At 31.2% G+C, this 25950-nt stretch carries 24 protein-coding genes; 12 read left to right on the forward strand and 12 right to left on the reverse strand.

Translation table 11 applies throughout. From position 1 onward, the window contains the following. Positions 1-28 precede the first annotated feature (28 nt). From QBK95_RS06330 to QBK95_RS06345, 4 genes are all read left to right on the forward strand, one after another. Positions 29-403, forward strand: a complete 375-nt coding sequence (locus QBK95_RS06330) for a hypothetical protein (protein ID WP_280931713.1) — start codon at positions 29-31, stop codon at positions 401-403. 273 nt (positions 404-676) lie between these two features. Next, on the forward strand, positions 677-1000 hold the full coding sequence (locus tag QBK95_RS06335; protein WP_280931715.1) for a hypothetical protein: 324 nt from the start codon (positions 677-679) through the stop codon (positions 998-1000). 210 nt (positions 1001-1210) lie between these two features. Next, positions 1211-4120 (forward strand): patatin-like phospholipase family protein, encoded by a 2910-nt coding sequence (locus tag QBK95_RS06340; protein WP_280931716.1) that lies wholly within the window; start codon positions 1211-1213, stop codon positions 4118-4120. A gap of 165 nt (positions 4121-4285) precedes the next feature. Next, positions 4286-4630: a hypothetical protein gene (locus QBK95_RS06345; protein ID WP_280931718.1), complete on the forward strand. Its 345-nt coding sequence runs from the start codon at positions 4286-4288 to the stop codon at positions 4628-4630. A 46-nt stretch (positions 4631-4676) separates the two neighbouring features. Here QBK95_RS06345 and QBK95_RS06350 read toward each other — a convergent pair whose 3' ends face one another. From QBK95_RS06350 to QBK95_RS06390, 9 genes are all read right to left on the reverse strand, one after another. After that, positions 4677-5099 carry a DoxX family protein gene (locus QBK95_RS06350; RefSeq protein WP_280931720.1) on the reverse strand — a complete coding sequence of 141 codons (423 nt, stop codon included), beginning with the start codon at positions 5097-5099 and terminating at the stop codon, positions 4677-4679. A gap of 92 nt (positions 5100-5191) precedes the next feature. Then, positions 5192-5602: a DUF302 domain-containing protein gene (locus QBK95_RS06355; RefSeq protein WP_280931722.1), complete on the reverse strand. Its 411-nt coding sequence runs from the start codon at positions 5600-5602 to the stop codon at positions 5192-5194. A gap of 117 nt (positions 5603-5719) precedes the next feature. Continuing rightward, positions 5720-6259, reverse strand: coding sequence for a hypothetical protein (locus QBK95_RS06360; protein ID WP_280931724.1), 540 nt, complete (start codon positions 6257-6259; stop codon positions 5720-5722). A gap of 171 nt (positions 6260-6430) precedes the next feature. Beyond that, positions 6431-7948 (reverse strand): SGBP N-terminal domain-containing protein, encoded by a 1518-nt coding sequence (locus QBK95_RS06365; protein ID WP_280931725.1) that lies wholly within the window; start codon positions 7946-7948, stop codon positions 6431-6433. A gap of 201 nt (positions 7949-8149) precedes the next feature. Beyond that, on the reverse strand, positions 8150-10885 hold the full coding sequence (locus QBK95_RS06370; RefSeq protein WP_280931728.1) for a TonB-dependent receptor: 2736 nt from the start codon (positions 10883-10885) through the stop codon (positions 8150-8152). A 26-nt stretch (positions 10886-10911) separates the two neighbouring features. Beyond that, the gene (locus QBK95_RS06375; protein ID WP_280931729.1) at positions 10912-11793 is read right to left on the reverse strand and encodes a GLPGLI family protein; all 882 of its coding nucleotides are present in this window, start codon (positions 11791-11793) and stop codon (positions 10912-10914) included. Positions 11794-11885: 92 nt separating this feature from the next. After that, on the reverse strand, positions 11886-13049 hold the full coding sequence (locus QBK95_RS06380; RefSeq protein ID WP_280931732.1) for an aspartyl protease family protein: 1164 nt from the start codon (positions 13047-13049) through the stop codon (positions 11886-11888). Positions 13050-13067: 18 nt separating this feature from the next. After that, positions 13068-13880: a GLPGLI family protein gene (locus QBK95_RS06385; protein ID WP_280931734.1), complete on the reverse strand. Its 813-nt coding sequence runs from the start codon at positions 13878-13880 to the stop codon at positions 13068-13070. A gap of 6 nt (positions 13881-13886) precedes the next feature. Next, positions 13887-14609, reverse strand: a complete 723-nt coding sequence (locus QBK95_RS06390) for a TlpA family protein disulfide reductase (RefSeq protein ID WP_280931737.1) — start codon at positions 14607-14609, stop codon at positions 13887-13889. Between the two features lie 127 nt (positions 14610-14736). Here QBK95_RS06390 and QBK95_RS06395 point away from each other — a divergent pair, with 127 nt between their 5' ends. Continuing rightward, positions 14737-16245 (forward strand): sensor histidine kinase, encoded by a 1509-nt coding sequence (locus QBK95_RS06395; protein WP_280931739.1) that lies wholly within the window; start codon positions 14737-14739, stop codon positions 16243-16245. Beyond that, a complete protein-coding gene (locus tag QBK95_RS06400; RefSeq protein WP_280931741.1) occupies positions 16238-16918 on the forward strand; it encodes a response regulator transcription factor in 681 nt (226 codons plus the stop codon). The genes QBK95_RS06395 and QBK95_RS06400 overlap by 8 nt, the downstream gene beginning before the upstream one ends. Here QBK95_RS06400 and QBK95_RS06405 read toward each other — a convergent pair. After that, on the reverse strand, positions 16907-17212 hold the full coding sequence (locus QBK95_RS06405) for a hypothetical protein (RefSeq protein ID WP_280931743.1): 306 nt from the start codon (positions 17210-17212) through the stop codon (positions 16907-16909). The two genes, QBK95_RS06400 and QBK95_RS06405, sit on opposite strands and share 12 nt — an antisense overlap. 286 nt (positions 17213-17498) lie before the next feature. Here QBK95_RS06405 and QBK95_RS06410 point away from each other — a divergent pair, with 286 nt between their 5' ends. After that, positions 17499-18284: a hypothetical protein gene (locus QBK95_RS06410; RefSeq protein WP_280931744.1), complete on the forward strand. Its 786-nt coding sequence runs from the start codon at positions 17499-17501 to the stop codon at positions 18282-18284. A 6-nt stretch (positions 18285-18290) separates the two neighbouring features. After that, entirely contained in the window at positions 18291-18905 is a 615-nt protein-coding gene (locus QBK95_RS06415) for a deoxynucleoside kinase (RefSeq protein WP_027393042.1), read from the forward strand. A gap of 124 nt (positions 18906-19029) precedes the next feature. Here QBK95_RS06415 and QBK95_RS06420 read toward each other — a convergent pair whose 3' ends face one another. Then, the gene (locus QBK95_RS06420; protein WP_280931751.1) at positions 19030-19311 is read right to left on the reverse strand and encodes a hypothetical protein; all 282 of its coding nucleotides are present in this window, start codon (positions 19309-19311) and stop codon (positions 19030-19032) included. A gap of 107 nt (positions 19312-19418) precedes the next feature. Here QBK95_RS06420 and QBK95_RS06425 point away from each other — a divergent pair, with 107 nt between their 5' ends. Continuing rightward, on the forward strand, positions 19419-20075 hold the full coding sequence (locus tag QBK95_RS06425; protein WP_280931753.1) for a DUF2461 domain-containing protein: 657 nt from the start codon (positions 19419-19421) through the stop codon (positions 20073-20075). Here QBK95_RS06425 and QBK95_RS06430 read toward each other — a convergent pair. Continuing rightward, on the reverse strand, positions 20065-21321 hold the full coding sequence (locus QBK95_RS06430; protein WP_280931755.1) for a 3-deoxy-D-manno-octulosonic acid transferase: 1257 nt from the start codon (positions 21319-21321) through the stop codon (positions 20065-20067). The two genes, QBK95_RS06425 and QBK95_RS06430, sit on opposite strands and share 11 nt — an antisense overlap. Positions 21322-21531: 210 nt before the next feature. Between QBK95_RS06430 and QBK95_RS06435 the strand changes: the two genes are divergently transcribed. The 3 genes from QBK95_RS06435 (at position 21532) to QBK95_RS06445 (ending at position 25936) form a co-directional block, all read left to right on the forward strand. Then, complete coding sequence (locus QBK95_RS06435) at positions 21532-23340, forward strand: T9SS type A sorting domain-containing protein (RefSeq protein WP_280931757.1); 1809 nt, start codon at positions 21532-21534, stop codon at positions 23338-23340. Between the two features lie 141 nt (positions 23341-23481). Next, a complete protein-coding gene (locus tag QBK95_RS06440) occupies positions 23482-24651 on the forward strand; it encodes a DegT/DnrJ/EryC1/StrS family aminotransferase (RefSeq protein ID WP_280931759.1) in 1170 nt (389 codons plus the stop codon). 100 nt (positions 24652-24751) lie between these two features. Then, positions 24752-25936 (forward strand): hypothetical protein, encoded by a 1185-nt coding sequence (locus QBK95_RS06445; protein ID WP_280931761.1) that lies wholly within the window; start codon positions 24752-24754, stop codon positions 25934-25936. Positions 25937-25950: the final 14 nt, after the last annotated feature.

A 25950-nucleotide genomic window follows, 5' to 3' on the forward strand; every position in this document is an offset into this window, starting at 1 on the left:
ACTGATTAAGTTATCAAAAAAAATTGAAATGAGACTAAAATTTGGGATTGCAATTGTAATGTTTTGTATCTGTAGTATATCATTTGGACAAGACTATAAAAGTAATATTGAGTCTATTAAAGATGTTGATCACAAAATAGAAGAGGGATCATATAAAGCGGATGATTCTGTTTCGGCTGACAGGCTTATTATTAAAACTTCTGAACAATCAGAAGCGAATCAAGATTATATTTCTTCGGTTTCTTTTAATGATCAAGAATGGGATGCGATAAAAAAACAAATCCAAAGTAATAAAAAAAGAATCATCAGCATCAAGGATGGAATTCATACTTTTAAAGTAATTGATACCGTTTTTCTAGATATTCCTCGTTCTAATCGAGAATCACAGTTATCTGGCTGGTAGCATATATAAATGCTGTAAAATACTCAGAGACTATCTTTTCAGATAGTCTCTTTTTTTATCTTATTTTTCTTGTCTCCAATACTTTTTCACGTTGTTCTTTCTTTTAACCAAGGCTATACTAAAACAGTATATTATCCATTATTAAAATGTTGATTATTAAGTGAACAGGGTATAAATCCTTAATTAAAAAGGGTTGTTTTCCCTCTATCATTAATCCAACACTAGTAGTACATTAGCTATTGAAAATTAAGTAGTTAAAAAAATATTAAGGATATGAAAAAGATAGTACTAATATTAATTTTAATATGGGTTGGGCAGCACTCATATGGACAAGAAATCCAGCATAAAAACATCACTAACGAAGCGAACAATGCTGAAAAACCAACATCAAAAAACACTCTGGAAGATTCTATTTCAAATAGAGGGAATGATATTTTCTACAGTGATGCTGAATGGAGAAAAATAAAAAGAGAAATTCAGAGAAACAAAAAGAGAATCACCAATAATAAAGAAGGGGTTCATAGTACTAGAGTTTTAGATACTATTTATTTAGAAATAAAAATTTCTAAAACCGCTTCGCAAATAACCGATTGGTAGGCTTAATAACAATTAACACACAATACGATCTTAGGGTAGAAAATGGCTTACATTATTTAAGTAACACCTGCATTGATATACAGAAACCTATCGAATCCCAAGTAACATTATTCTTTTTTTAAATAAAAAATACAACTAAATCATCTAAAAACAGACAATAGATTACCCCAAAAGATTTTAAAAAACTCAAATACAGCAAAATAAAAAATCATGGGAAAAACACTTCGTGTCTGCCTGGCAATGGGTGGCGGAGTCTCTTTAGGCTCTTTTTCAGGCTCTGCATTAACTGAAGCTTTAAAATTGTTAATTCTTTACGGTAGAGATAACGATAAAAAAGAGTATCAAGAAATTATTGTAGACGGAATGAGTGGTGCAAGTGCTGGAGCAATTGCACTAACTATAATGCTTAAGTGTCTTATTGACTATCGTTCTATGATTCCTTTATTTAGCGAGAAACTTAAAGAAGGTGATTTGCTTGACGAAATTATTAATGATTATTTTGGAGGAGATGCTGTAAAAGCAGAAAAACATCGAAAAAAATTCGAAACGTTAAAAGCATTACAACTTGCTCAGAAAATCCAGTATAAATTATGGGTCGACGAAGTAAATTCTGTAAAGCTATATGGCGACAAAATTGATGAGAAATATAAAGCAAAGCCAAATGAATCATTCTCATTATTAGACAGGAAACTGTTAGAAGAACTCACCAAAAAGTATTTAATGACTTCAGAGGGTGTTGATATTTCTCGAAGACAACTTTTAGATCCAAAACGAGTAATCTTTGCGTGTTCACTTACAAATCTTCTACCCATTGAAATTGATTTTTTCAAAAAGAGTAACCTTGCAAAAGGCAGTGATGATAATCAAATTCATGAAAAGGATAAATTACAACAGAATTTTTTGAAATCAGTTGGATCGGAAAATCATTCAGAATTAAGAGTCATAGATTTTATTTTTGATGAACATGCGGTTGCTAAAGAAGGAAAAGAAACTGATTCCAGATGGTTAAAGTTTTGCAATACACCTAATCCAAACATTCCTACACATTTTGACATAACAGATAAAGCTGCGTGGGCTACAATCTCTGCATCTGCTCTTGGCTGTGGAGCATTTCCTATTGCGTTTGAGCCTGTTCTCCTTAAAAGATTTAAACAAGAGTTTGGAGATAATAACAACAATACAAATTGGCCTTCTTCATTTATTAAAATCCAAAGTGAAATTAAAGAACATACAGCCAAAAGCAATAAATCCTTTAATAACAACTGTTATTTTGCAGAAGAAGGAAACAATTCGTTGAACTACGAAAGTTTTAATTTTCCATATATCGATGGAGGAACATTTAACAACGAGCCCATACGAGAAGCATTTAAAATAGGCACTTTTCAAGATTTTGGAAGAATTACCCACAATGAAGAAAGGCTTATTCTATTTGTCGATCCTATTGTTAGAAAAGAACAATATCATTCGTTTAAAGTTTCAGCTTTCTCTCCTGTAAAGATATCAGATAACGAAGTTTCATTTAAAAAAGAACTAGGCAAACTTTTGGGAAACACTTCAAGCATATTGGGCGTGCTCACCAATCAAGGGAGTATTAAGGAAGAACACAAAATCATTGATATCAAAGAAAACTTTGAGCTTAGAAACACTATTTTCAATTATTTGGATGCAAATACCAATATGAGTGGTAATTTAAATATTAAAATCATTGCTACTGCATTTAATAAAATTGCTAAAAATCTTAAAAATGGTATCATTTCTTTAGGAACGCGAGATCCTATGGAATACTTTTTGGCAGAAATTCATAAAAGTTGCCTTCAGCAAGAAAAAGATCAAACAGAATGCTTGAACATTAGTAAAGCAATGTTAAACGATCTAAAAGATAAAATCAACGATCATAAAATTGCTGATATTACACAAGTATATGATTTATTAAAGCTAAACACTCAAGAAGATCGCAATGGTTTTGCACAAACTGTCTTTAAAGTTATTGCTGATTTTGCACTAAACACCGATGGTAAAAATGAAAATGCATACAGAGCTGCTATCTTACCAATTAATAAGAATCTAGATACGATTGAATTACCAGGAAGTGAAATTGAAGCATTTGGAGGATTTGCGTCATTAAAAGCACGACAATATGCTTTTGAATTTGCACGCTTAAGCACTTTATTATCTTTAAAAGAAAGTGCAGGAGGCTATAGACCTAATAGTCCTTTTATCGCTAATGAAGGATTTAAAAACTTTGAAGAGCTGTTAACTAATAAGATCGAGAAAATAAATTTCTTTAGTAACAAAAATGAGTATGCCAAAGAGCTCGAGAATCATCTTTTCACTCCTTCTCTAATGCGTATAAAAGGGGTGTTGCTTAGTAATAAATATTTAAAATTTATATTGTTGAAAATTCCTTTTGTAGCAACATCGTTATTAGGTACGGTTATCATGCCTATCGCTTCTATTGGATTATTTGCTGCTTCTATTTTCAGAAAATCTCCTTGGCGCGGTTCTAACATTATAAAAAAATTTATTAGTAACAGTGTAAATCAAATTAATTATTTACCCTTAGAACCTGTAACGATATCTATATTAAGTGACACAGAACTTAATACGAAACTTTTATTTCGTTGTGCCGATAACTCAATAAAAAAACGAAAAGCGATTGAAGATGTTTTGGAAATCTCAGAAAACAAAAAAAGATATCAGTATTATTTTCAGGTATCCCTTCTAGAATACATTAAACAAGAAAACGCTATTCGTCCAGATACTATATCACAGAATGCAATATCTTTAAAAATTAGTTCGCAACTAATTCAGAGATTAGGATTATCACTTTCTGGAAAAGTAAAAGTCCCTAATAATATTGATGGTAATCTAGACCCAATAAATAAACGTGTTGCTATCGAAAATAATTATACCGATATTATTACAGAAATGCGCATTGATGACTTTAATCTACCTTTATTAAATAATGCTGTTAATGATCCTTCGACTGGTTTACATTACTCTCTAAAGAACATTAACTATCATGTAAATCCTTTGCTAGAAATTGATTTACAAAAAATAACTGAAGGATGGTATTTTAAAGAACAAACAGAATCATTGGATAAAAAGTTATTACGATAATTTCTAGTATAAAATAAAGTATGTAATAAAAGCATCCTGTATGCAATATCAATTATAAGGGAATTTCACCGATTTAAAATCAGAATCAAATACAACAAATGACACATCAATAATATCTGATAATACATCGGTTCGGTTTTTGATGAACAATAAAAAAACTCTATTATGAAAACTGATACGTATACTAAAACTATTCTGACTATTATTGCTGTTTGTCTAAGTGTTATTGTGTTAAAAGACATAAACATCATACCAAAAGCACATGCAGAAGAAATACCGACATCTCTCAATTACGGAATTGTTCCAGTTAATAACGATGGAACTATTACGGTTAGACTTGATACTACAGATGAAATTGATGTAAATATCAAAAGTATTGACAGCTATGATAAACTTAAAGTAGATATTAATAAAGTGAGTACAACTGATGAGCTGAATATAAACGTGGACGAAATAGGAGGAAGCTATGTTTCTAGCGGTGGTCCTATTAAGGTAAAAATTCAGAATTAATTTTCAGATTCTTCTCTTTAAAAATTTCACTTAAAAACTTTGCTATCTATTGCTGCATTTTTAGGTAATAATCTACAGAATGTTTTCCCGACCCATAGAACAGAAAGAATACACATAGCAAAAATACTACACTGGCAATAACTAAATTAGCGACATTCATTTCGCCAACAAAATTAATAATTATTGCACCTATGAGTAGTGGTAACTGTGCAGCAACAGACCAACGTGTTAACAATCCAAAAGCAATTAGTATCCCTCCTATTAAATGAGCAGGAGCTACATAATGAATTACAATCATCCCTCCAGCTAGATTCTGAACGGGTTTCAGTAAATCAACCAGTATTTGACTATTGCTTAGGAAATTTATTCCTTTTAAGAATAAAAATACACCTAATGCTATTCTAAGAAGATCTAATGGGTAATACGTATGAGCATTTGCCCATTTATTTAATGATTTTATCGTTGGCATAATGAAAACAAGTATTGATTAAACCACTATAAGATACTGATTTTTAGCGAAATAAAAAACACTGCAATACATATGCAAATATTAAATCAGAATTACAGACCTGCAGCTAATGCAGTAATATTATGTAGTGCCCCATTTATTGTATTCAGTACCTCATCTTTATTATCAATCCCGTGACGTTGTTTTAGGAATGTTGGGTCATTATAAGAAACTTTCACAGATTTCTGTTCATCCTGCCATACCATAATTTTCTGAGGAAGATCCAATCCTACGGTCTGTGCATTTTGCATTAAAGGAGTTCCTAAATTAGGGTTTCCAAACAGCACTATTCTTGTAGGGTTTAATTCTAAACCTACAGATTTGGCATTCGCCTGATGATCTAATTCTGCTATAATCTTTAAATTTGGATTATTATTAATGACTTCTATTAATGAATTGTAGGTATCATTGAAACTTTTAGTACTTACTTTAGTAATTATTCCTTGTTGTGATGTGATTTCCATATATAGTTATAATTCGTTTTTATTATCCGTTAGACGAATTATATATATCTTGATTACATAGAAAAAAGTGATTTATACAAAAGTTGAGAATCTACTTTCCTATAAAAAGATTTGGTTTTAATACAACTCTTTTGCCTCACTTAAAGCATAATCACAATCATTTACATTAACATACCAGATCATTTTTACATCATCAATATATGTATCACTTTTTTCTACATTAGAATGATCTAAATACACTTGATTCATTTCTCCTGTTGTTCCCAATACAGAATGCCAATAGTGTGATTTTATTAATTGTATTTGAGGCGCTCCTCTAGACGGTGCTTGCCCCATAATTCTATCTATTTGAGCAAATACATGTCCTTTACTGATAGTCAAAAACTGAGCTTCTGCAGTATGTTCTACATTAACAACTAGTTTTAATCCGTCTTTTCTAAATTCATTATATATTCCCCAGCCTACTCTGATTTCACAACCTTGACGAACGGCTTTTTTTAAATCATCTAAACTACCAGACAAAGCTTTTCCTTCATCATCATTCATATAGATGATTTGCCATCCAATAGGCTTTTTTGTAGTGGCTTCTTCCTTTTTTCCCATATTGCAAGAAGTCCATAAAACTACAAGAAGTAGTAATACTATATTCCGAATCATTAAGTTACTTTTTACTCTAAAGATAATTGAAAACCAAAACAAATTCTAATTTTGGATAAGATAAACTATGAAAAAAAAAATATTTACTACTAAAACTAAATCCTTTAAAATATTGATTTTAAATGATTTACATTACTATAATTCGTCGATTAAATTACGTTAAATTTTATTTTACTCTTCGCAAATGTCGTCATCATCCAACTCTATAGTGGTAAAACCATCTCGAAGAGCACAAATTTCATTTGGAATATCCGTAATAGGATTCTCTTTGATATTTAGAGTTAACAAATCCCTTAAACCACCTATCTCTATTGGTATTTTCTCTAATAAATTATCTTGTAAATCAAGCCATCTAAGCTGATACATACCTCCAATTTCTAATGGTATTTCTTGTAATAAGTTATTAGATAAAAACAGAACTCTCAATTCTTTTAAGTTTCCTATTTCGGGTGGAATTTCTTCCAAATTCAAGCCATCAATACTTAAAGTTTTAAGTTTAGTTAATTTTCCTATACTAGCTGGCAATACTTTCATTCTTAACCGAAAATCAGCAGGTCCTAGACCAGTTACTCTACCTTCTTCAACAGTAACACCTTGCCAATTACTTACATCTTGTGATTCTATTTCCCACTGTGACAACGCATTATTATGTGGAGATTTGGCATGATAAAAATCAATTAAGGCTTCTCTATCACTTCGTAAAGAATTGTCTGTATATACATTTATATTATATTTTGCTGTCGTTCCATCTTCTGCCGTTACGGTATAATCCAAAATTGTGTTGAAATTTTGAGAAGTTTCAACTTCAGGGTTTACAGTAGCTCCATCAGAAATTGTAATTCTTGGCACAAGATTATTAAGGTTTGTTCCTTCAGGAAGATTTAATTTTATTTCATTTTTTTCTTCATCTATAATTGCCTCATAGTTTTCTAATAGATTGCCTGGGTTATCTTCTAATAAAAACTCAAACTTTAGTATTTCTTTCTCGTCTCTTTGTAATACATTAGAATGTACTGTATACATCGATTTATTTCCATTTTCTGCAATAACTTCATAGGCAATTTCATTACTGAAATCTTGTACATCGTTTGGATTTGGGTAAATACTGGCCGTCGAAGCTATTTCTATTTTTGGTATGAGTGCAGTAATTTCGGTCCCAGCATCAAATACTAATGAGATTGTTTTAGTGGTTTCATTAATTTCTCCAGTAATATCAGTATCTAATGCAATATTATCAGATGCTAAAAAACCAAAAGCCTTGATATTTTTATCTGAACTTTTTTCTAATGAAATGATCACTGAATATTTAGCAACTACATCCATATTAGCACTCAATTCATAACTTACCTCATTAACAAAATTTCTAGAAAATCCAGAATCAGGAAATATATCGGCTCCTGATGTAATTGTAATCTTTGGTTTTAATCCCAAAAGCGAAGTGCCTTCAGGCAATGTTGCTGTTATGGTCTTGGTTTCTTCATTAATCTCTGCAGTTATATCAATTTGTAAACTACTATTATCTTCTGCCAAAAATTCAAAAGATAAAATTTTACCGAAATTTTGCGTTGAATTTTGTGTTTCATCATCATTACTACAACCCAAAAAACATACGATTGTAGCAATAAAAAAAATCCAATACTGTAAACTTTGTTTCTCCATAAATACCTGTGTGTTAAGTGATGAACTCATAATCATCAATTTTTTCGCGAATGTAGATGCTTCTCCTCTTTCGCTGACACATGATTTTATAATCGGAGTAAAACAAAGCATAAATACCAGATTTCCATTTATACCTGGTATTTAGCCTTTTTTTCTGTTGGTGGTTTTTAAACGGGATTCTTAAGAAATACCTAACGTATCCTACATAAATATTGTTAATTTAAAATGCTACTATAAGTTGTATTTTACACTGAATATCCAATATCTTGGTTGTATCACATAACTAGAAGTACTATTAAACAATTCACTAAAACTATCTCTGTTAATGCTTTCGGTATCTAGAAGATTAGTCACCGAAAACTTATATTCCCACTTACTATCTGGTTTCTGATAAAACACTTCTGCATCCCAAAAACTATATTCATTTAATGTAGTTTCTGTATCTCTATAATTATAATAGCTATACGATGATTTTAATAAAAACCCTTTAGCAAATGCCCAGTCTAATCTTGCAAAAGGACGACTTGTATAAAAAGTGCTTTCTGCGCCATTATTGTCATAATCGTTGACAGTAATACTATATCCAACATCGAAATTTGGTCCTTTCTTAAAATTTGTAGATAATTCTGCTCTATAAGTTTGTGTAAAACTAATACTCTCACTTGGTAAGGTGTTCACAATATTATTAAAACTAGACCAGCTTAAATTTGCATTGAGTGTTCCTTTAATCTTACCAAAAGTTCTTGTAAAATTTCCATTAGCAGAAAGTACTTGATCAGCAAGGTTAGAATTAATAGGAGTGTTTACCCTATTAATACCATTTATGATACTTGTATTTTTAATCGGGTTTCTTCTATTTGTATAGCTCAGTCGCGCAAAAATATTAGTGTAATTAAACATATTAAAGCTAAAATAATTTAATGAGTAATTATCATACAGAGCTCCTTCCAGATTACGATTTCCTTGCGATAAAGAATTATAGTTATTAAACACATACCCTTCTGCAAGCCTATTTATATCTGTATAATTAGCTGTTATCGAATAATTAAAACGTAAGCTTTCGCTTTTCTTAAATTGCACCAATGCGAAAAAATCTGGTAACACCTGCCATTCATTTTGACCTACTGTTGTTCCTAACTGCCTATCTTTAAGATCATAGTTATGAATACTAACTCCTGGATTGAATGTGAAAATCCCTGTGATGAATTTATAATGTAGTCCTGCGTAGACGTCGTTAAAATTAAATGTTACATCATTATTAAATTCTGAGGATTCGAAGCTATTCTCGGTACCGTTATCCAAAATTTGAAAAATATCTGAATTGAAATTTTGAGTACTTAAGGTAGTTCCGAATGTGAAATTAAGATTACTCTTTTTATTCAAAACATAATAGTAATCCAACTTTGCATCTAGTTTATTTGTTTTTACATTTTTTCGCTGGTTGATATTATATCTTTCAGAGTCTTGTAAAGGATCAAAAGTATCAGAGTCTGGATCTATTGGATCATTAATTTGGGTAAATACACCTCTAAATGGTATTTCTGCTCTTATTGCATTATAAAAAGGATCTTCTTCCTGAAACAAATGCTGCGCTTCAAAAGAGAATATATTTTTAGCATTAAGTGTGTAATACGCATTCATATTCTGCTGCACAGAAAAAGGAGTATTTTCTAATCTTTCATTAATATCTTCAGAAATAGCACCTCTTACAGAAAGAAAGGTATCATCTTCTTCTTGTTTAGAAAGTTTCCCAAAAGCATCATAATCTAATCTGAAATCATTATTAGGTCTGTAACTGGCACTTAGCTTTAACAATCCCAATGTACTTCGTTGTTCTGTATTGTCAAACGTCTCTTCTATAGTATTATCGGTGGGATCTGGTGTATCATCGATATAGGTTCTTCTGGTAGTCGTAATAAGATCTGTTTTGGTGTTACTGATGATTCCATACCCACTAATATCCAGTGTTTTACTAGCAGCCATACTAAAATTAGCAGCTCCAAATTTTGTATTGATCTCATTGGCCCGATTGTTTTGTAACACTGCAAATGCCAAATCATCAGTAGTGATATTAAATGATGTACCTCCTCTTCCTAAGTTTCTAAAACCTCCAGTGAAATTAAAATAATCTCTTCGGGTAAAAGGTACTTCTCCAATATCATTAAAATCCGTTAAAATATTGATACTATATTTTGGATTATAGTAAAACAATTTAGGTTTCACCAAGTAACGTTCTGTCTCACCTACTCCCGCACCTACTGTTACATCACCAAACCAAAAATTCTTTTTACCTTCTTTTAATTTGATATTAATAGCAACTTGATCTTGATTATTCCTCAAACCTCGCATCTGACCAACATCCTCATAATTTCTTAATACCTCTACCTTATCTAAGGCATCTGCCGGAATATTTTTGGTCGCTAATTTAGAATCTCCATCAAAAAAGTCCTTCCCTTCTACCATGACTTTAGAGACTGTTTTACCTTCTACTTCAATCTCACCATCGTCATTCACTTCAATTCCTGGTAATTTTTCTAATACATCTCCAAGTTTTTTCTCACTACCATTAGTAAATGAATCTGTATTATACACCAAGGTATCTCCTTTCACAACTACAGGCATTTCATATACGATCTCTACTTCATCAAGGCTATTTTCTGATGTCATCGTAAAATCTGCTGTAATGTCTGCATCCTTAGTAGTAATGGTTTTATCTTCTGCTGAAAGCCCTATAAAACTAACCTTAAGTAAATAAGTTTCATTTACGGGAACCGATATCTTATATCTTCCTTTATCGTTAGTAATACCATATGCTGTCATAGCATTATCGGCTTTTTTATAAGCAATTACATTTGCCATTTCTAATGGATTTCCTAAAGAATCTTTTACAAATCCAGTAATCTGAACTTTCTGCGCAGATATAGTTATCCCTATCAGGAAAACAAGATATACTATTTTTTTTGTCATTTTTGATTGATTTTCTTCTAAAGAATTTAATTTCTCCTTCCTCCTCCAAAACCACCTCTTCCTCGTCGTTGTGTACTGAATTGTTCGATCATTTCTTCTACTTTCTTTTTTGTGATTTCATCGAACTCAGCTTGAGATAATTCTTTTCCTTTTGTTGGTGCTTTAATCTCTTCTTTTTCTTTAGTATTAAGTATTATTTTATTGCATAATAATGTAGTTCTTCCTTCTTGAACTTCTAAAATTAAACCAGGTAATCCCCAATAGGATCCAGGTCCTTGATTTACAGGTATCTCAGGCGTATACCAAGCAATTACCTCTATTTCTTTTGGTGTTTCTGATTCTTCAGGCGTGTTTTTTTGATTTGCTTGATCACCTTCACCTTTTTCTCTTTGATCTCTTTGTTGTCTTGCTTTTCTTCTCATCGCTCTCCAATCCATGATCTCATTTACTTTTTTCGTAGTGGTTGCTTTAAAACATGTATAGTTTCCTATTTTCTTAGTTTCATTTACCAAAGTCCAATTGTAAGTAGGTAAAGAATCTTTGATCAAAAAGTTTTTTCCATAAAATTCTCGTTGATCATAATACGTCTCTTCTTTAATATTTTTGTAATAATTATTAGATGTAAATCCAGAAAGCATCGCTCCCCATCTACCACTTCCTCCAGTTGTTTCTAATTGTGCTTCTTCTTTATAGGTAGCAGCATTTTTATCAAAAGTGAGAATAAATGTTTTTTCAAAGGCAGATTTCATTCGATCTGCGATTGCTTTTTTTTGGTCTTCAGACAGCTGTCTTCCTCCAAAATTCATATCCATTCCTGTTTTACTGAAATAATAGGCTTTTCCCTGAAAATCCTGAGCGGTGATCAAAAAAGTGGTAAGCATACTTACCAGTGTAATTAAAGTCTTCATTTTAGGCAGTTTTAAAATACTTAGACTTTAATATTACAACACGGTTTAATAGACAAAAGTTAATTATATCCCAAAAAAACAGCTCTCAAATTTTAAATCAATCGCTTTAATAAGATGACCACCTGATTGACTTTTCCCGAAGTATCTTTTACTTTTATCTTAACTTCTTTTTGTTCTTCCTTAAGATACTTTCTCCATATATTAAGTTCATTACCATCATAATTATCTACGTTTATCAATTCATCTCCTTCTCTAATACCTTTTTGATACGCCTGACTATCTTTTAAAACATAGCTAACTAGAATTTTATCGTCTACTTTCTCAATACCTAATCCACTCATCGGAAAATCAAATGCAGTATCAAATTTTGAATTAGGTTTTACAAAAAGTAATTTGTTTTTATAATCTAATACCATATCAAACCGATTGATAATTTGTGCTCCAAGAATTCCTGCGTATTTATTAGAACCTGAAACTCCTTCTTTTCCTTCAGAAATATCAACTGGTAAATCATCAAATTCAAAACCATTAAATCTGAGTTTTTCAATCGTACCTTTGGTATATGTTGTTGATTTATTAAGTCCTCTTGCCTTGCCTATAACTGTTTTGCCTGACTTATTTTTGAGATCATTTTTTAATGCATAAGGAGTATTAAACAACAAGGTCATATTTGCTCCGCTATCGAATAAAAAATTTCCTGTACGAGTACTGCCATCTCTTAAGGTGAATGTAAGATCAATTTGAGGAATTGGAATACCATCAAATTTTAAAGGAATCTGAACATAATCATCTAATCCAGTGATTTCTTCATCCTTATCATATAAAGTAATCATGTTGTTCTCAAAATCAAAGCGAGTACTATATTGTTTTAAGATATCATACCCTATTATCCCTTCAATTTTTCTTCCTGATCTCTCTGAAAGTTTTTGCAGATCAACAAGTACTAAATTAGAATTATTGAGTGCCAAAGAACCTACTCTGATGGTTTGATTTAATGCAATATTATATGTTTCTGATCCATTAGCTCCTTGTGCTACTTGAGAATAATTAGATGTAACACCCAGTCTTTTGGCAACTGCACTGTCTAAAACTCCGGTAGATGCACCTGTATCAAACACAAAATTCAATGATTCTTTTGTATTATTAATTTTGACCTTAATAAATACTAACTGATCTTCTTCAAAAGGGATGGTCTCTACCTGAGCTTTAGCAGCAATGGCTATGAAAATAAATAGTGTAAATAATATTCTGTTCATTTTGATTGATTGTAAGATTTATCCTCCTATTCTTATATGCATTCCATCTCCGTTACTTCTCGTTGATCTTCTATCCTCCATTTCTTTCATTTTTTTCTGCATAATTTCTTCGAATTTGCTTTCTGTTATCGTCTTGCCTTTAGTTGGTTCTGCAATAGTTACTTTTTTCTTAGGATTCAATACTATTTTGTTACAAAGCATCGTCTGATCTCCATCATTTACCTCCAAAATTAATCCTGGTAATCCCCAATATATGGATGGCCCATTATTTACTGGAATTTCTGGAGTGTACCAAGCAGTCACAGTAATTTCTTCTTCAGACGGCTCTATATCTTCTTCGCCATTATGTGAAAAATTTTGCAATCGCTGAATAGTTCGTTTGGTTGTTGCTTTATAACAGGTATAATTTCCAATTTTTTTGGTTTCATTTTCTAATTTCCAGTTAAAATGTGTAAGGGTATCTTTTACTAAAAACATTTTACTAAACAAATCTCGTTGCGCACTAAATCGTTCTTCTTTACTATTTTTATATAATATATCTGAAGATCCAGATCCTGCAATCACCACTCTAATTCCAGCTGGTTGCGGAGCTCCAAGACTTTCTTCCTCTTTATACACTGATTCTGTTTTGTTAAATCGCAATATATATTCCTTCTGAAATTGCTTTTTCATCATTTCCTGAATTTGCTTTTGCATATCAGAATTCACCTGTGTGCTATCTAATTTTATGTCAAATTTTCTATTTGTCTTATAGGTAGCAGTTCCTTGAAAATCTTGAGCTGTTACAAACTGTACCAAGAATAATACTATTAATACTACAAGTCTTATCATGATTGTTTATTTTAAAAGTTTAGTTAATTTATTTTTTAATGCTGTGGCTTCTCCCATTATTAACTCTCCATCTTCTCCTTGGATATATGCAATCCCCGATTCTATGCTTTTTATCAACCCATTTTGATCAAGAATTATATTCTTTGGAAAATCATTCATTTCTAGAGCATCCGTATATTCTTTTGCATCCACAACTTGCTTAAAATCAAAATCATGTTTTTTTAAGAATTTTTCTACTTTCTCTTTGGATTCAAAAGTAACAGCAACAAAATTCACACGATTCCCAAAATGTTCCTTTAATTTATTTAACTCAGGCATTTCATCAATACAAGGTTTGCAACTTGTAAACCAAAAATTCAGTAAGGTGGGTTTTCCTTTTAGTTCACTAATGCTAATTTGATCTCCATCTAAACTCACTAAAGTAGATTCCAGCATTGACTTTCCTTTAAGTGATTCTAGTTTTGTTTTTGTTTTTTTCCTTCCGCTTAAGTCTACATGAAACCCAAAATCATGTATGATTGAATCTTGTTTTACTTCAGTATCTTTGATATCAACATCCACAACTATCGTTTTGTTTCCTTTACTAAATTTTTCATATAACTTTTGTTGTTGCTCTTTTACTACTTCTTCTGAAATTATATTTCCATCAGAACCTCTATAATACACATCTTGTGCATTAACAGTATATATTGTTATTACAGATATTAGAAGAGCGGTTAATGTTTTCATGTTGTTTTGATTTTATGTGATTAATACACCACAAAGATGAGCACTGAATGCTAACTATACCGTTAACCAATGTTAACGAGTGTTAACCGATTCGGTTTATATCATTTAAGAAACCTATTTTTGACATATGCAAAAGAACCGTTATAAGAACATTCTATATTTTATTACCATTGTAATAGTAGCTACATTAGGCATACAGGTATATTGGAATTTCAAAAATTATGAAGCAGGAAAACAGCAATTAATTAATGAGGTTCAAATAAGTTTGGATAATGCTGTTGATCAATATTACGAAAAACTAGCAAAGGATCAGACCATTGGTTTTGCTTCAAAATCGGGGCATCTAACCCAGTTTATAGGGAGTTCTCAATTTGATAGTATTATTAAGGATATTGACACCGCTCGTTCTCGATTTAGAAATATTGACTTCATAGATTCTACTCATATTGAAGGTGTTTCTGTGTTTAGAGGTAAGCAAGTGGATGATGATATTGATAAATTTCTAAAGACACCTGACATTTGTGATTCTGCAAAAATAGATATTCGTGTTAGCAGTCCTGACTCTGTTCATTTTAAGTATGAAGAACATCCTTTACAGGCACTTACTTCTAAGATCGTAATATCAATTAATCAAGAATCAATAGAATTAAAAGAAATAGATAGTCTTTTTCGAAAAGAATTAGGCAGAAAAAATGTTGCTGTAGATTATGGGATTACCTATACCGATCCTATGAAACAAACTAAGAAGTTAGATTCTCTGATTTCTTTTAAAACTTCATTGTCAACAAAATCTAAGTCCTCATACTTACCTCCTAATAGTACGTTAGAATTATTCTTCACTAATACTACCCGTAGTATTCTAAAGAAAAATTTAATCGGGATTTTACTATCTTTTCTTTTAGTAGGAGCAGTAATTGGATGTTTATTATATCTTTTAAAAATTATCAATCAACAAAAACATCTTGCTGAGCTAAAAAATGATTTAATCAGTAATATCACTCACGAGTTTAAAACACCAATAGCAACAATTAGTGTCGCTCTGGAAGGAATCCAAAACTTCAACACAGAAAATGATCCTGATAAGACCAAAAAATATGTAGAGATGTCTTCGAACCAACTTGGAAAGTTAAATACAATGGTCGAAAAAATACTCGAAACAGCAACATTGGATAGTGAAGAATTACAGTTAAATTTAGAAGAAATAAATCTGGTGCATCTTATAGATGCTATTGCTAAAAAACATCAAGCGAATACTCCCAATAAAGAAATATCATTTGATAGCTCACATGAGAATATTTGGAAAAAAATAGATGTGTTTCATTTTGAAAACGCTATCAATAATATTGTAGATAATGCAATCAAGTATGGTGGAGATACTATTTCTGTTCATATTAAAAACACCAATCCACATATAATCATTGAGATTCAGGATGATGGTACTTCTTTAACCAAAGCTAATAAAGATAAAATTTTTGAAAAATTTTATAGAGTTCCAAAAGGGAATACACACGATGTAAAAGGTTTTGGAATTGGTTTATTTTATACAAAAACTATTATTGAAAAACATCAAGGTGCTATTCAATTATTGCTAGATAATCAGAAGACTAACTTTAAAATCACACTACCTAATGGCTGAACGTATAGAAATAGTACTAGCAGAGGATGAACCTTCTTTAGGTCAAATCATTAAAGAAAGTCTAGAAACCAGAAATTTCAAGGTGCATCTTGCTCAAAATGGAGAAGAAGCTTTTGCATTATACCAATCTATACAACCAAAATTATTAGTATTAGATGTAATGATGCCAAAAAAAGATGGATTTACATTAGCGAAAGAAATTAGAGTAGAAAATGATACTGTTCCCATCATATTTCTTACTGCAAAATCACAAACTCAAGATGTGGTAGAAGGTTTTACGATTGGAGGGAATGATTATCTAAAAAAGCCATTTAGTATGGAAGAATTAATTGTACGAATCAATAATTTGTTGCATCGTACAAAAATCCAACAAAGTTCTCAAATACTAACTATTGGTAAATATACTTTTGATTTTCCTAAACAGATCCTTACCTATGATCATGAATCACATCAACTCACTCACAGAGAAGCACATTTATTATTTCATTTGATAAAAAACAAAAACCAGGTATTGGATCGCTCTATGATTCTTAAAAAGCTATGGGGAGATGATGATTTCTTTAATGGTAGAAGTATGGATGTCTTTATCACCAAGCTTCGTAAGAAACTAAAACAAGACGATACCATTCAAATCATAAACGTAAGAGGATATGGTTATAAATTAGTTTGCTAGAAGTTTTAAAATATCTTTTGCGTTTACTGCTATCGCAAGAACAAAAAAAAGAGGTATTATCAAACAAGTCAAAAGACCTAAAATCCCTAATACTATATTACCCTTTACAATAGTTTGTATTCCAGAAATGATTCCTAAAACAACACAAAGTATACTTAATAACAAAATAAACATTGATAACAGAACCAATACTGCTTCCTCTTCTCTATTATTAGACGATACAAAGGTAAAAGCTACTAGAGATAAGATTGAGAACAGCCCTAATATTATCGATAAGTATTTTTTATATTTCAATGATAAATGATTTAGAATTATAGACAGTTTGCAAATTTATGCTAACTGTATATTTTATCATTACCTTTTAGTAAAATAATACTCAAGGGTTTATTTCTTCACAATGATGATTCTTAAAAAACTTTTGTAAACTACAATCTGTTTAATGACATAAATATGAGCGTCTTTATCGTCAAACAACGTAAGAAACCAAGATAAGACGATACCATTCAAATCACGAACATAAGAGAGTATGACTATAAATTAGTTTGTTAAAAATGGTCTTATTTTTGTACTTTGCTGGTTTATGAAAAAGATCATCTTCTTTTTAATAATATTAGGAAGCATCTATTCCGTTTCTGCCCAGCGAAATGTTATAGCAAAAGATACCATTGCATTGGATACCAATCGGTTTTTAGGCATTGATACTTTTGGCGCTACTTATTTCGCCAAAGACAATATCTTTTACAAAAAATGGAATAATCAGGAGTGGCAATTCGGTGATTTTATTTTAGGACAACTTACCGAAGTTTCTATTCTTAACCCTTTAAAAATTGTGTTATTCTATGAATCTTCTAATACTGTGGTTTTGGTAGATAAATATTTATCCGAAATTGATAGGATAAATTTTAATACAATTACAGAGTTTAAAAGTCTATCATTGGTGTCTCCTGCAAATGATAATAGTATTTGGATTTTTGATGTAAACACGCAACAACTAGAAGTATTCGACACTAATTCTGACAAAACCATTGTAGCATCACAACCTTTGAGTGAACTTGCTACCAGACAACAAAGTAATTTTAATTATTGTTGGGTACTTAGTGACAATACACTTTCTCAATTTAATATTTATGGAAGCTTACTTAACAGAATTGACAATAATGGATTTATTGATATCAGAATTATTAATAACGATCTTTTAATACTAAAAACAGATGGCTTATACTATCGATCTACTGAGACTGAAGAAATAGAAAAAATAAATCTTCCTGAAATTCCTATAAAACAGTTTTATGTTACTAATGAAATCCTTTATATTTACCACCAAAGTAAGATTTACAGTTTTGACCTAACACCCCAAAAAAATTAATCAATTATGCACGTAGCTATTGCTGGAAATATTGGTGCTGGAAAAACAACACTAACCAAACTATTAGCCAAACATTATCGATGGGAACCACAATTCGAAGATGTTCTGGAGAATCCATATTTAGAGGATTTTTATAATAAAATGGAGCGTTGGTCTTTTAATCTTCAGATTTATTTCCTTAACAGCCGTTTTAGACAAATTCTGGAGATACGTGAGAGTGGAAAAGATATCATACAGGATAGAACGATATATGAAGACGCATATATCTTTGCTCCTAACTTACACGCAATGGGATTGATGACCAATCGTGATTTTGAGAATTATAAATCACTTTTTGATCTTATGGAAAGCGTTGTAGAAGGCCCAGATTTACTAATTTATTTACGTAGTAGTATTCCTAATTTGGTAGCACAAATTCACAAACGAGGTCGAGAATATGAAAATACGATTAGTATTGATTACTTAAGCCGACTTAATGAACGTTATGAAGCTTGGGCTCATGGATATGATAAAGGTAATTTGCTTATTGTAGATGTTGATCACCTTAACTTTGTAGATAACCCAGAAGATTTAGGAAGTATTATTAATCGAATTGATGCAGAATTAAACGGATTATTCTAAAAAACAAAAACTCAAGATATAAACAAAGGCTTTTCTTAATTGAAAAGCCTTTGTCTTTTGCTCTAATAATTTTAAACAACATCTTATAGTCCAATTATTAAAAAATTAGACTACCCAATAGATGTTAGGATTTTTGTTCACCATCAGTTTTGGTTTCTTCAGTATCCTCCTTAACTGCTTTTTCTAAAGATTTCTCAGCTTCTTCTCCAACTTCCTTAACTGCTTGCTCTGCATCAGCCTCCATTTTCTCAACTTCTTTCGCAACATCTTCTGCTACATTCTCAGTCTTTTCTTGTACCTCACTGGTAGTCTCTTCAGTAGTAGTTTCCTTATTTGTATCTCTACAAGAAACAAACGCTACCTGTAAAGTGGCTAAAAACACAAATGTTAACATTACTTTTTTCATAATATAAAATTTTAGTTTGTTATTATATCGCTATAACGGTGTTCTAATCTCTCTATTTCTATTACCTTGGTAATGTTTTCACAAAAAATCTTAATTTTTTTAACAGAATGAATTTCAGTAATTTATTTCAATTTCTTTCAGAATTACAACAGAACAATAACAAAGAATGGATGGATGCTAATCGCAAATGGTATCATCAGGTTCGTAATTCTTTCATACAATGGTTAGATGAATTAGATACCGAGTTTGCTAAAATCGACCCTAATTATTACCCAACTCCAGGAAAAAAAGGTATTAATCGCATTAATAACAATTTGCTTTTTCATCCCAATAAACCTGTATATAAGGATCATTTTGCTGCTGGATTAGATCAGCGATCTAAGCAAGGGGATTTTTATATCCAGATAGGCATTAATGATTGTGAACTGGCTGGCGGTTATTGGAAACCAGACACCAAGCTAATACATAGTATCAGAGAAGCAATAGATTATAATGGTGAAGAATTAAATAAGATTATACACAAAAAAAGTTTTCGAAACACATTTGGTGAATTATATGATGATGGTGAATCTTTAAAAAAAGCACCTAAGGGATACACAATAGATCACAAGCATATCGATTTATTACGGTATAAAACATTGGCAGTTATTCATCCTCTTACTAAAGAAGAAATTTTACAAGAAGACTTTAATGAAAAGGTAATCGAAGTGTATAAAGAAATGCTCCCTTTTAGAAGATATCTAAATGAAGCAGTTACTGTTTAAGTGTATCATCTACCTCTTGTATCAAATGTTTTAAAATCATATCGGTAGCGCCAGTATTGCTATTGATAAAATGACCTGCAATCATACCTGTCTGCTGCCTAAAATTTTTATTATCTATCAACTTATTCATTATCGCAGAAAACTCTGAAGCATTAGAAATCGAAAATAACCCTGCTAACTTCTGTAATTGTCTTGCCTCTCTAAATTTTTCAAAATGCTTACCGATAATAATCGGGATCCCAAATGTCGCGGGTTCTAGAATATTATGTAATCCTGATGTTCCCATTGCACCGCCAACATATGCAATATCACCATAACTATAGACACGTGATAAATAACCAATGGTATTCATAATAAATACTTGGTGATCTTTCAAACTCTTGCCATCCTTTTCAGAAAAAAGAACCGTCTTTTTTGCTATTTTTTGCCTCAACCTATCTACACCTGTATCTTTTATTTCGTGTGGAGCTATAATGAAACATACTTCTTCTGTTGACTGATTCACATAATCTACAAACACCTCTTCATCCTCTGACCACGAACTACCAATTACAACACATAGCCTATCATCGATAAATTCTGAAATAAAATCAACTTGATTATTCATTTCGATCTGATGTGATACTCTATCAAAACGAGTATCGCCACTTACGGATACATTCGTAAAACCTATCTTATCTAATAATTGTTCTGAAATGGTATCCTGAACAAAAAAATGATTAACCGTTTTTAAAGCACTCCGCATAAAACCACCATACCATTTAAAAAAAGTTTGATCTTCTCTAAATGACGCTGATATAATAGTGATGGGAACCGCATTTCTTTGTAATGTCTTTAAGTAATTCGGCCAGAACTCATATTTTACAAAAACTGTAAGTTTTGGTTGTACTAGTGTTACAAAATTATTTGCATTTTTTATGGTATCTATAGGAAGATATACAATAATGTCTGCAAGTGTACTATTCTTTTTTACCTCATATCCAGATGGAGAGAAAAAAGTAACCAATAATATATAATCAGGATATTTTTTCTTTAACCCTTCCATTACAGGAACTCCTTGTTCATACTCCCCTAAAGATGCACAATGGAACCATATTACCTGATCATTATCACTAATGTTTGTTTTTAAAATTTTAAAAACTTCTTTTCTTCCGTCTACAAACAGTTTTAGTTTCGGACTTAACAGTCCAATTGCAGGAAGTAATGCATTAAATATCGAGATAAAGAAATTATATAAAAAACCCAAAAGAAGTAATGTTTTACGAGTTGCTAAAATACAGTTCTTTCTCTAAAAAAACAGTGAAACATTCATTACAAAAAAACATAGCTTCAAATTAGCAAAAACTCAGCTTAAATACCATTTTAACAAAAAAACATTTGAATTTTTACATTTTTAACAAAATTAATTCAATAAAATTCTTAAATTAACACCTAATATCACACAAACTCAAATCTCATGAAATTAAAATTTACTCTAATTGCATTATTTTCCTGTGCAATAGTATGTGCTCAGAATTTTGCAGAAGTGCAACTCCCTAAACCTGATAAATTAAATCCATTCTTTATTGGTCCACTTCTTAAATCAACGATTCATTATGGTGTTACGCCTCCAAACTACAATGGAAAAGTAATTCTGTTTAACCACGGATATATTGATCTTAATCAGACTCAGTTTTTGTTTGACAATTCATTTTATCAAAAAACGTATGATGAAGGATATCAGGCTGTATTTGTTGCAACTACGCGAGGTGGTGGGATTTGGATTAATGGAGAGTTGCTTGCAGAATCTATCGATATTATCACCGCAAGATATAACGTTCCTGATGTATATATTGTAGCGCATAGCAATGGAGGGAAAGCTGCAGAAGCCGCTATGATTCAGTATGGTAAAAAAAATAAGGTCTCTCAGGTTTTTGCTCTTGGCACTCCATTCTGGGGAACCTATCTGGCCGATATTTCTCAAATGCCATGGTTAAACTGGGCTTGGCGCCTTACAGGACTCAATGAAGGAGCCAGAACCTCAACCACATATTATTGTAGAGATGTAGTACGTCCATATTTAGATAATAATGCGAATAACGAACCTGAAAAATTCGTGGTATTAGGAGCATCAGGATTCCTTAATGGATCTAATCTTCTTGCCAGAGCGGCGTTTACAGTTACTGGCGGAATTTTACTTCCCGTTCAAGGTGCTAATGACGGAGTTGCTCCTTATAGAAGTACGCTAAGACCAGGAGCTGATTATGTCTTCAGAAAAAATGATTTTCGAGCAATTTTTGATCATATCGATGTTAGTTTGGGACAATTTAGCTGGCGATATATAAAACCTTACATTGAAAATCGATCCCAGAAAAGTAATGAAACAATCAAAACTGAAAATCCAGTAAGTTTTACTACCAAAAGTAATTATTACATCATACATTCGGAAAACGAGTATGATCGCATACTACTTGACAAAAACTCGACATTTGCCGTTGCAGAAATCATTCATGAAAACCCAACAGCATCATTTCAAATTTTTGATCAGGATCTAAAAAAAATAAGTTCGAAAAAAAGCTATGCTGAACAGGAACACAAAACAATTATTCCATTTTCTGAAAATAATATGCACCTAAAAAGTGAAACACGTTTTGCTGCTTTTATAAAGCAAAATAACGGAATCACAATGTCTTTAGAACATCAGATAAAAAATAACCATCCAGCGCTAAAAGTTGACATTCATTCTGATAAAAAACATGCTTCTTTAATAGAAAATACAGAAGTTCGTGGTGTAATTACTAAAACCTCAGCTATAGATGGAACTCCATTGCAAAACGAGCCCGACATTATTACTTTTAACAATATCAATGGTAGTTTTTATTTTGATACTAAAAACTTGGAAGAAGGTGTTTACAGTTTATTTTTAAATTCTGAAAGTAAAGGCAACTTCAAAAGAAGTATTATTTCTGGGTTTGTAGTTGGTGATGTTCAAAAAAAACTTGATATCACAAAGGATCAAGATTTAATTAATCATTCTGAAAAATCCATTAAGATTACTCCTAATTCAGTCAAAAACACAGCTATTTTATCTTTAGATCGATATCGAGTATCAGATCAGATATTCATCCAGTTGTATGATATTACCGGAAAAAAAATCAAAGATTTCACCATATCAGCGAATCAAAATTCGCAATATGATGTCTCAAAAGAACTACAAACACTCTCTGGAGGTATCTACCTTTTGCAAGTTAACAATACAGAAACCATAAAATTTGTAAAAGAATAATATAAATACCTGAAAGAAAAGCTTTTGTCTATATGGTATTATTTTCACAGGAATCGTTAATAAAAAATCGATCAAAACTATGCATCAAATTGCCAATCGCATCATTATTTTGTACTTTCGTCGGGTTACAAAACACATCCTATGAAGAAGATTCAAATGGTTGACTTAAAGGGTCAATATCAACAAATAAAAGAACGTGTGGATGCATCTATTCTAGAAGTTATAGATTCTGCTGCCTTTATAAATGGTCCAGAAGTACATAGTTTTCAAAAAGAATTAGAAGAATACCTTGATGTAAAACATGTAATCCCTTGTGCTAATGGAACTGATGCATTACAAATAGCAATGATGGGATTAGGTCTAAAACCTGGTGATGAAGTAATCACTGCAGATTTTACATTTGCTGCTACTGTAGAGGTAATTGCACTATTACAACTCACTCCTGTTCTGGTTGATGTAGAACTTGATTCTTTTAATATAGATCCTGAAGCTATTCGTAAAGCTATCACTCCAAATACCAAAGCTATTGTGCCTGTTCATTTGTTTGGACTTGCTGCGAATATGGATGAAATTATGGAGATTGCTAACGAACATAATTTATATGTAATAGAAGATAATGCACAAGGTATTGGTGCTACGTATAAGTTCAATACTGGAAAAACTGCAAAAACTGGAACCATAGGACACGTATCTTCTACATCATTTTTTCCATCTAAAAATTTAGGATGTTATGGTGATGGAGGAGCAATTTTTACCAATGATGATGATCTGGCACATACGATTCGTGGTATCGTAAATCATGGAATGTATAAGAGATATCACCACGATGTTGTTGGAGTAAATTCTAGATTAGATTCTATTCAAGCTACAGTACTTAGAGCTAAATTACCTAATCTCGACAGCTATAATAATGCCCGAAGAACTGCTGCTACAAAATACAATAAAGCTTTTGAGGGTATTGCAAATATTATCACCCCAAAAGTAAAAGGAAATAATTGTGGGACTAGTGAAAATGTAATTTGTGAAACCTGCAATTGTCACGTATTTCATCAATACACTTTACGAATCGTCAATGCAGATCGAGATGCTCTTGTAAAACATCTTAACGAGGTTGGTATTCCTTGTGGAGTATATTACCCAATACCTCTACATAATCAAAAAGCATATCGAGATGAAAGATATAATGAAGATGATTTTGTGATCACTAATCAATTAGTAAAGGAGGTTATTTCTTTACCAATGCATACAGAATTAGATGAGGAACAAATTAATTTCATTACCAAAACAGTTATTGATTTTGTTTCAAAATAAATTAAAAAAATGAGTTAGCAATCATTAGCTAATCATATACAAATATTATAATTACACCCCTTAGTTTAATTAACTATAATACAACAAATAAACGCCTATAATGGATTCACTTTGCATTTGTTATAATCTAGTAGATCATAATAATATTCCTGGAATTCCCCCTTTACCAGAAGCATATATTGTACCTGTAACCAATGGAAGTCTTGGTTATGTAGAAAAACAAGCAACTCCAGGAACTTTAGAAAGTTTTGGAATACCATATCTGGAAACTTCACACGAGCAATTGTTAGAAATATGTTCGAGTTTAAAAATTGCTGTATTAGAACAGCAGTTCCGACCAGCAAAAAAAAGAAAGACTTTTGGTTTAGCAGAAATTTTAAAAGAACCAAAAATTAAGGAAGTAATCCTGGATTATATTAATAAAAAATTATCCGTTTTTTATGCGCTAGTAATAGAAAACAAATATGCTGTTATACATAATGCGCAAAGAAAAGATCCTTTTGAGGTTCATAGATTATCAATTGGTGATAGTATCCTTAATCCAATATTAGAATTCACAAAAACCGATGAAGGCATTGATTATTCTTTCTCTTTAAAGGATGGAGATAAATCTATAGTTCCTCAAAATCATAGCATTCAAATATTGCTTAATGAACCTTCCTGGATTGTTGTAGATAAATACATTTTCCACATTAATAACCTTAATGCTAATAAACTTAAACCATTTTTTAGTAAAGAAAAAATTACTATTGCTAAGAAACATATCAAAACCTACCTTGATAAGGTAATTATTCCTGTTATTAAAAATGTAGATGTGATTGCTAATGGTTTTGAGATTGTTATTAATAAAACCATAGCATCTTATGGAATAGAAGTTATTCAAGACTTTATAAAAGAGAACTATGTTGTAAAAGTGGTTTTTAAATATGATCAATCTGTATTTGATTATAATAGTTCGAAAACAACATCATCAGATGTACATTTTGGCGAAAGCGAAGAAATTCAAATTACTCAGATCAAAAGAGATCCTGAAGCAGAAAAGCAAATTATTGCGTTATTAGAATCTAAAAGCTTAGTCATTAACAATAATCTTTTATTAGAAACTGAAAACTTAGAGGATCCTTTAGCAATTTTTAATTGGGTACAACAACATCATGCACAGTTAGAAAAAGAAGGCTTTGAGATCACCCTTCCTGACCTTGATAATAGAACCGTAAACCTTGATGCGCATCAAATCGAAATCCAAAACAAAAAAAAAATGACTGGTTCGATGTCAAAGGAATAGTTCATATTGGAAAT

Source organism: Aquimarina mycalae, from assembly GCF_029906345.1.
Taxonomy (GTDB): Bacteria; Bacteroidota; Bacteroidia; order Flavobacteriales; family Flavobacteriaceae; genus Aquimarina.

Bases quoted from the DNA above. Each gene is read 5' to 3' on its own strand.
- QBK95_RS06340 (WP_280931716.1), top strand. From the start codon at position 1,211: ATGGGAAAAACACTTCGTGTCTGCCTGGCAATGGGTGGCGGAGTCTCT.
- QBK95_RS06380 (WP_280931732.1), bottom strand. From the start codon at position 13,049: ATGAACAGAATATTATTTACACTATTTATTTTCATAGCCATTGCTGCT.
- QBK95_RS06425 (WP_280931753.1), top strand. From the start codon at position 19,419: ATGAATTTCAGTAATTTATTTCAATTTCTTTCAGAATTACAACAGAAC.
- QBK95_RS06350 (WP_280931720.1), bottom strand. From the start codon at position 5,099: ATGCCAACGATAAAATCATTAAATAAATGGGCAAATGCTCATACGTAT.
- QBK95_RS06375 (WP_280931729.1), bottom strand. From the start codon at position 11,793: ATGAAGACTTTAATTACACTGGTAAGTATGCTTACCACTTTTTTGATC.
- QBK95_RS06335 (WP_280931715.1), top strand. From the start codon at position 677: ATGAAAAAGATAGTACTAATATTAATTTTAATATGGGTTGGGCAGCAC.
- QBK95_RS06440 (WP_280931759.1), top strand. From the start codon at position 23,482: ATGAAGAAGATTCAAATGGTTGACTTAAAGGGTCAATATCAACAAATA.
- QBK95_RS06360 (WP_280931724.1), bottom strand. From the start codon at position 6,259: ATGATTCGGAATATAGTATTACTACTTCTTGTAGTTTTATGGACTTCT.
- QBK95_RS06365 (WP_280931725.1), bottom strand. From the start codon at position 7,948: ATGAGTTCATCACTTAACACACAGGTATTTATGGAGAAACAAAGTTTA.
- QBK95_RS06415 (WP_027393042.1), top strand. From the start codon at position 18,291: ATGCACGTAGCTATTGCTGGAAATATTGGTGCTGGAAAAACAACACTA.
- QBK95_RS06445 (WP_280931761.1), top strand. From the start codon at position 24,752: ATGGATTCACTTTGCATTTGTTATAATCTAGTAGATCATAATAATATT.
- QBK95_RS06420 (WP_280931751.1), bottom strand. From the start codon at position 19,311: ATGAAAAAAGTAATGTTAACATTTGTGTTTTTAGCCACTTTACAGGTA.
- QBK95_RS06400 (WP_280931741.1), top strand. From the start codon at position 16,238: ATGGCTGAACGTATAGAAATAGTACTAGCAGAGGATGAACCTTCTTTA.
- QBK95_RS06390 (WP_280931737.1), bottom strand. From the start codon at position 14,609: ATGAAAACATTAACCGCTCTTCTAATATCTGTAATAACAATATATACT.
- QBK95_RS06355 (WP_280931722.1), bottom strand. From the start codon at position 5,602: ATGGAAATCACATCACAACAAGGAATAATTACTAAAGTAAGTACTAAA.
- QBK95_RS06385 (WP_280931734.1), bottom strand. From the start codon at position 13,880: ATGATAAGACTTGTAGTATTAATAGTATTATTCTTGGTACAGTTTGTA.
- QBK95_RS06330 (WP_280931713.1), top strand. From the start codon at position 29: ATGAGACTAAAATTTGGGATTGCAATTGTAATGTTTTGTATCTGTAGT.
- QBK95_RS06395 (WP_280931739.1), top strand. From the start codon at position 14,737: ATGCAAAAGAACCGTTATAAGAACATTCTATATTTTATTACCATTGTA.
- QBK95_RS06435 (WP_280931757.1), top strand. From the start codon at position 21,532: ATGAAATTAAAATTTACTCTAATTGCATTATTTTCCTGTGCAATAGTA.
- QBK95_RS06370 (WP_280931728.1), bottom strand. From the start codon at position 10,885: ATGACAAAAAAAATAGTATATCTTGTTTTCCTGATAGGGATAACTATA.
- QBK95_RS06410 (WP_280931744.1), top strand. From the start codon at position 17,499: ATGAAAAAGATCATCTTCTTTTTAATAATATTAGGAAGCATCTATTCC.
- QBK95_RS06345 (WP_280931718.1), top strand. From the start codon at position 4,286: ATGAAAACTGATACGTATACTAAAACTATTCTGACTATTATTGCTGTT.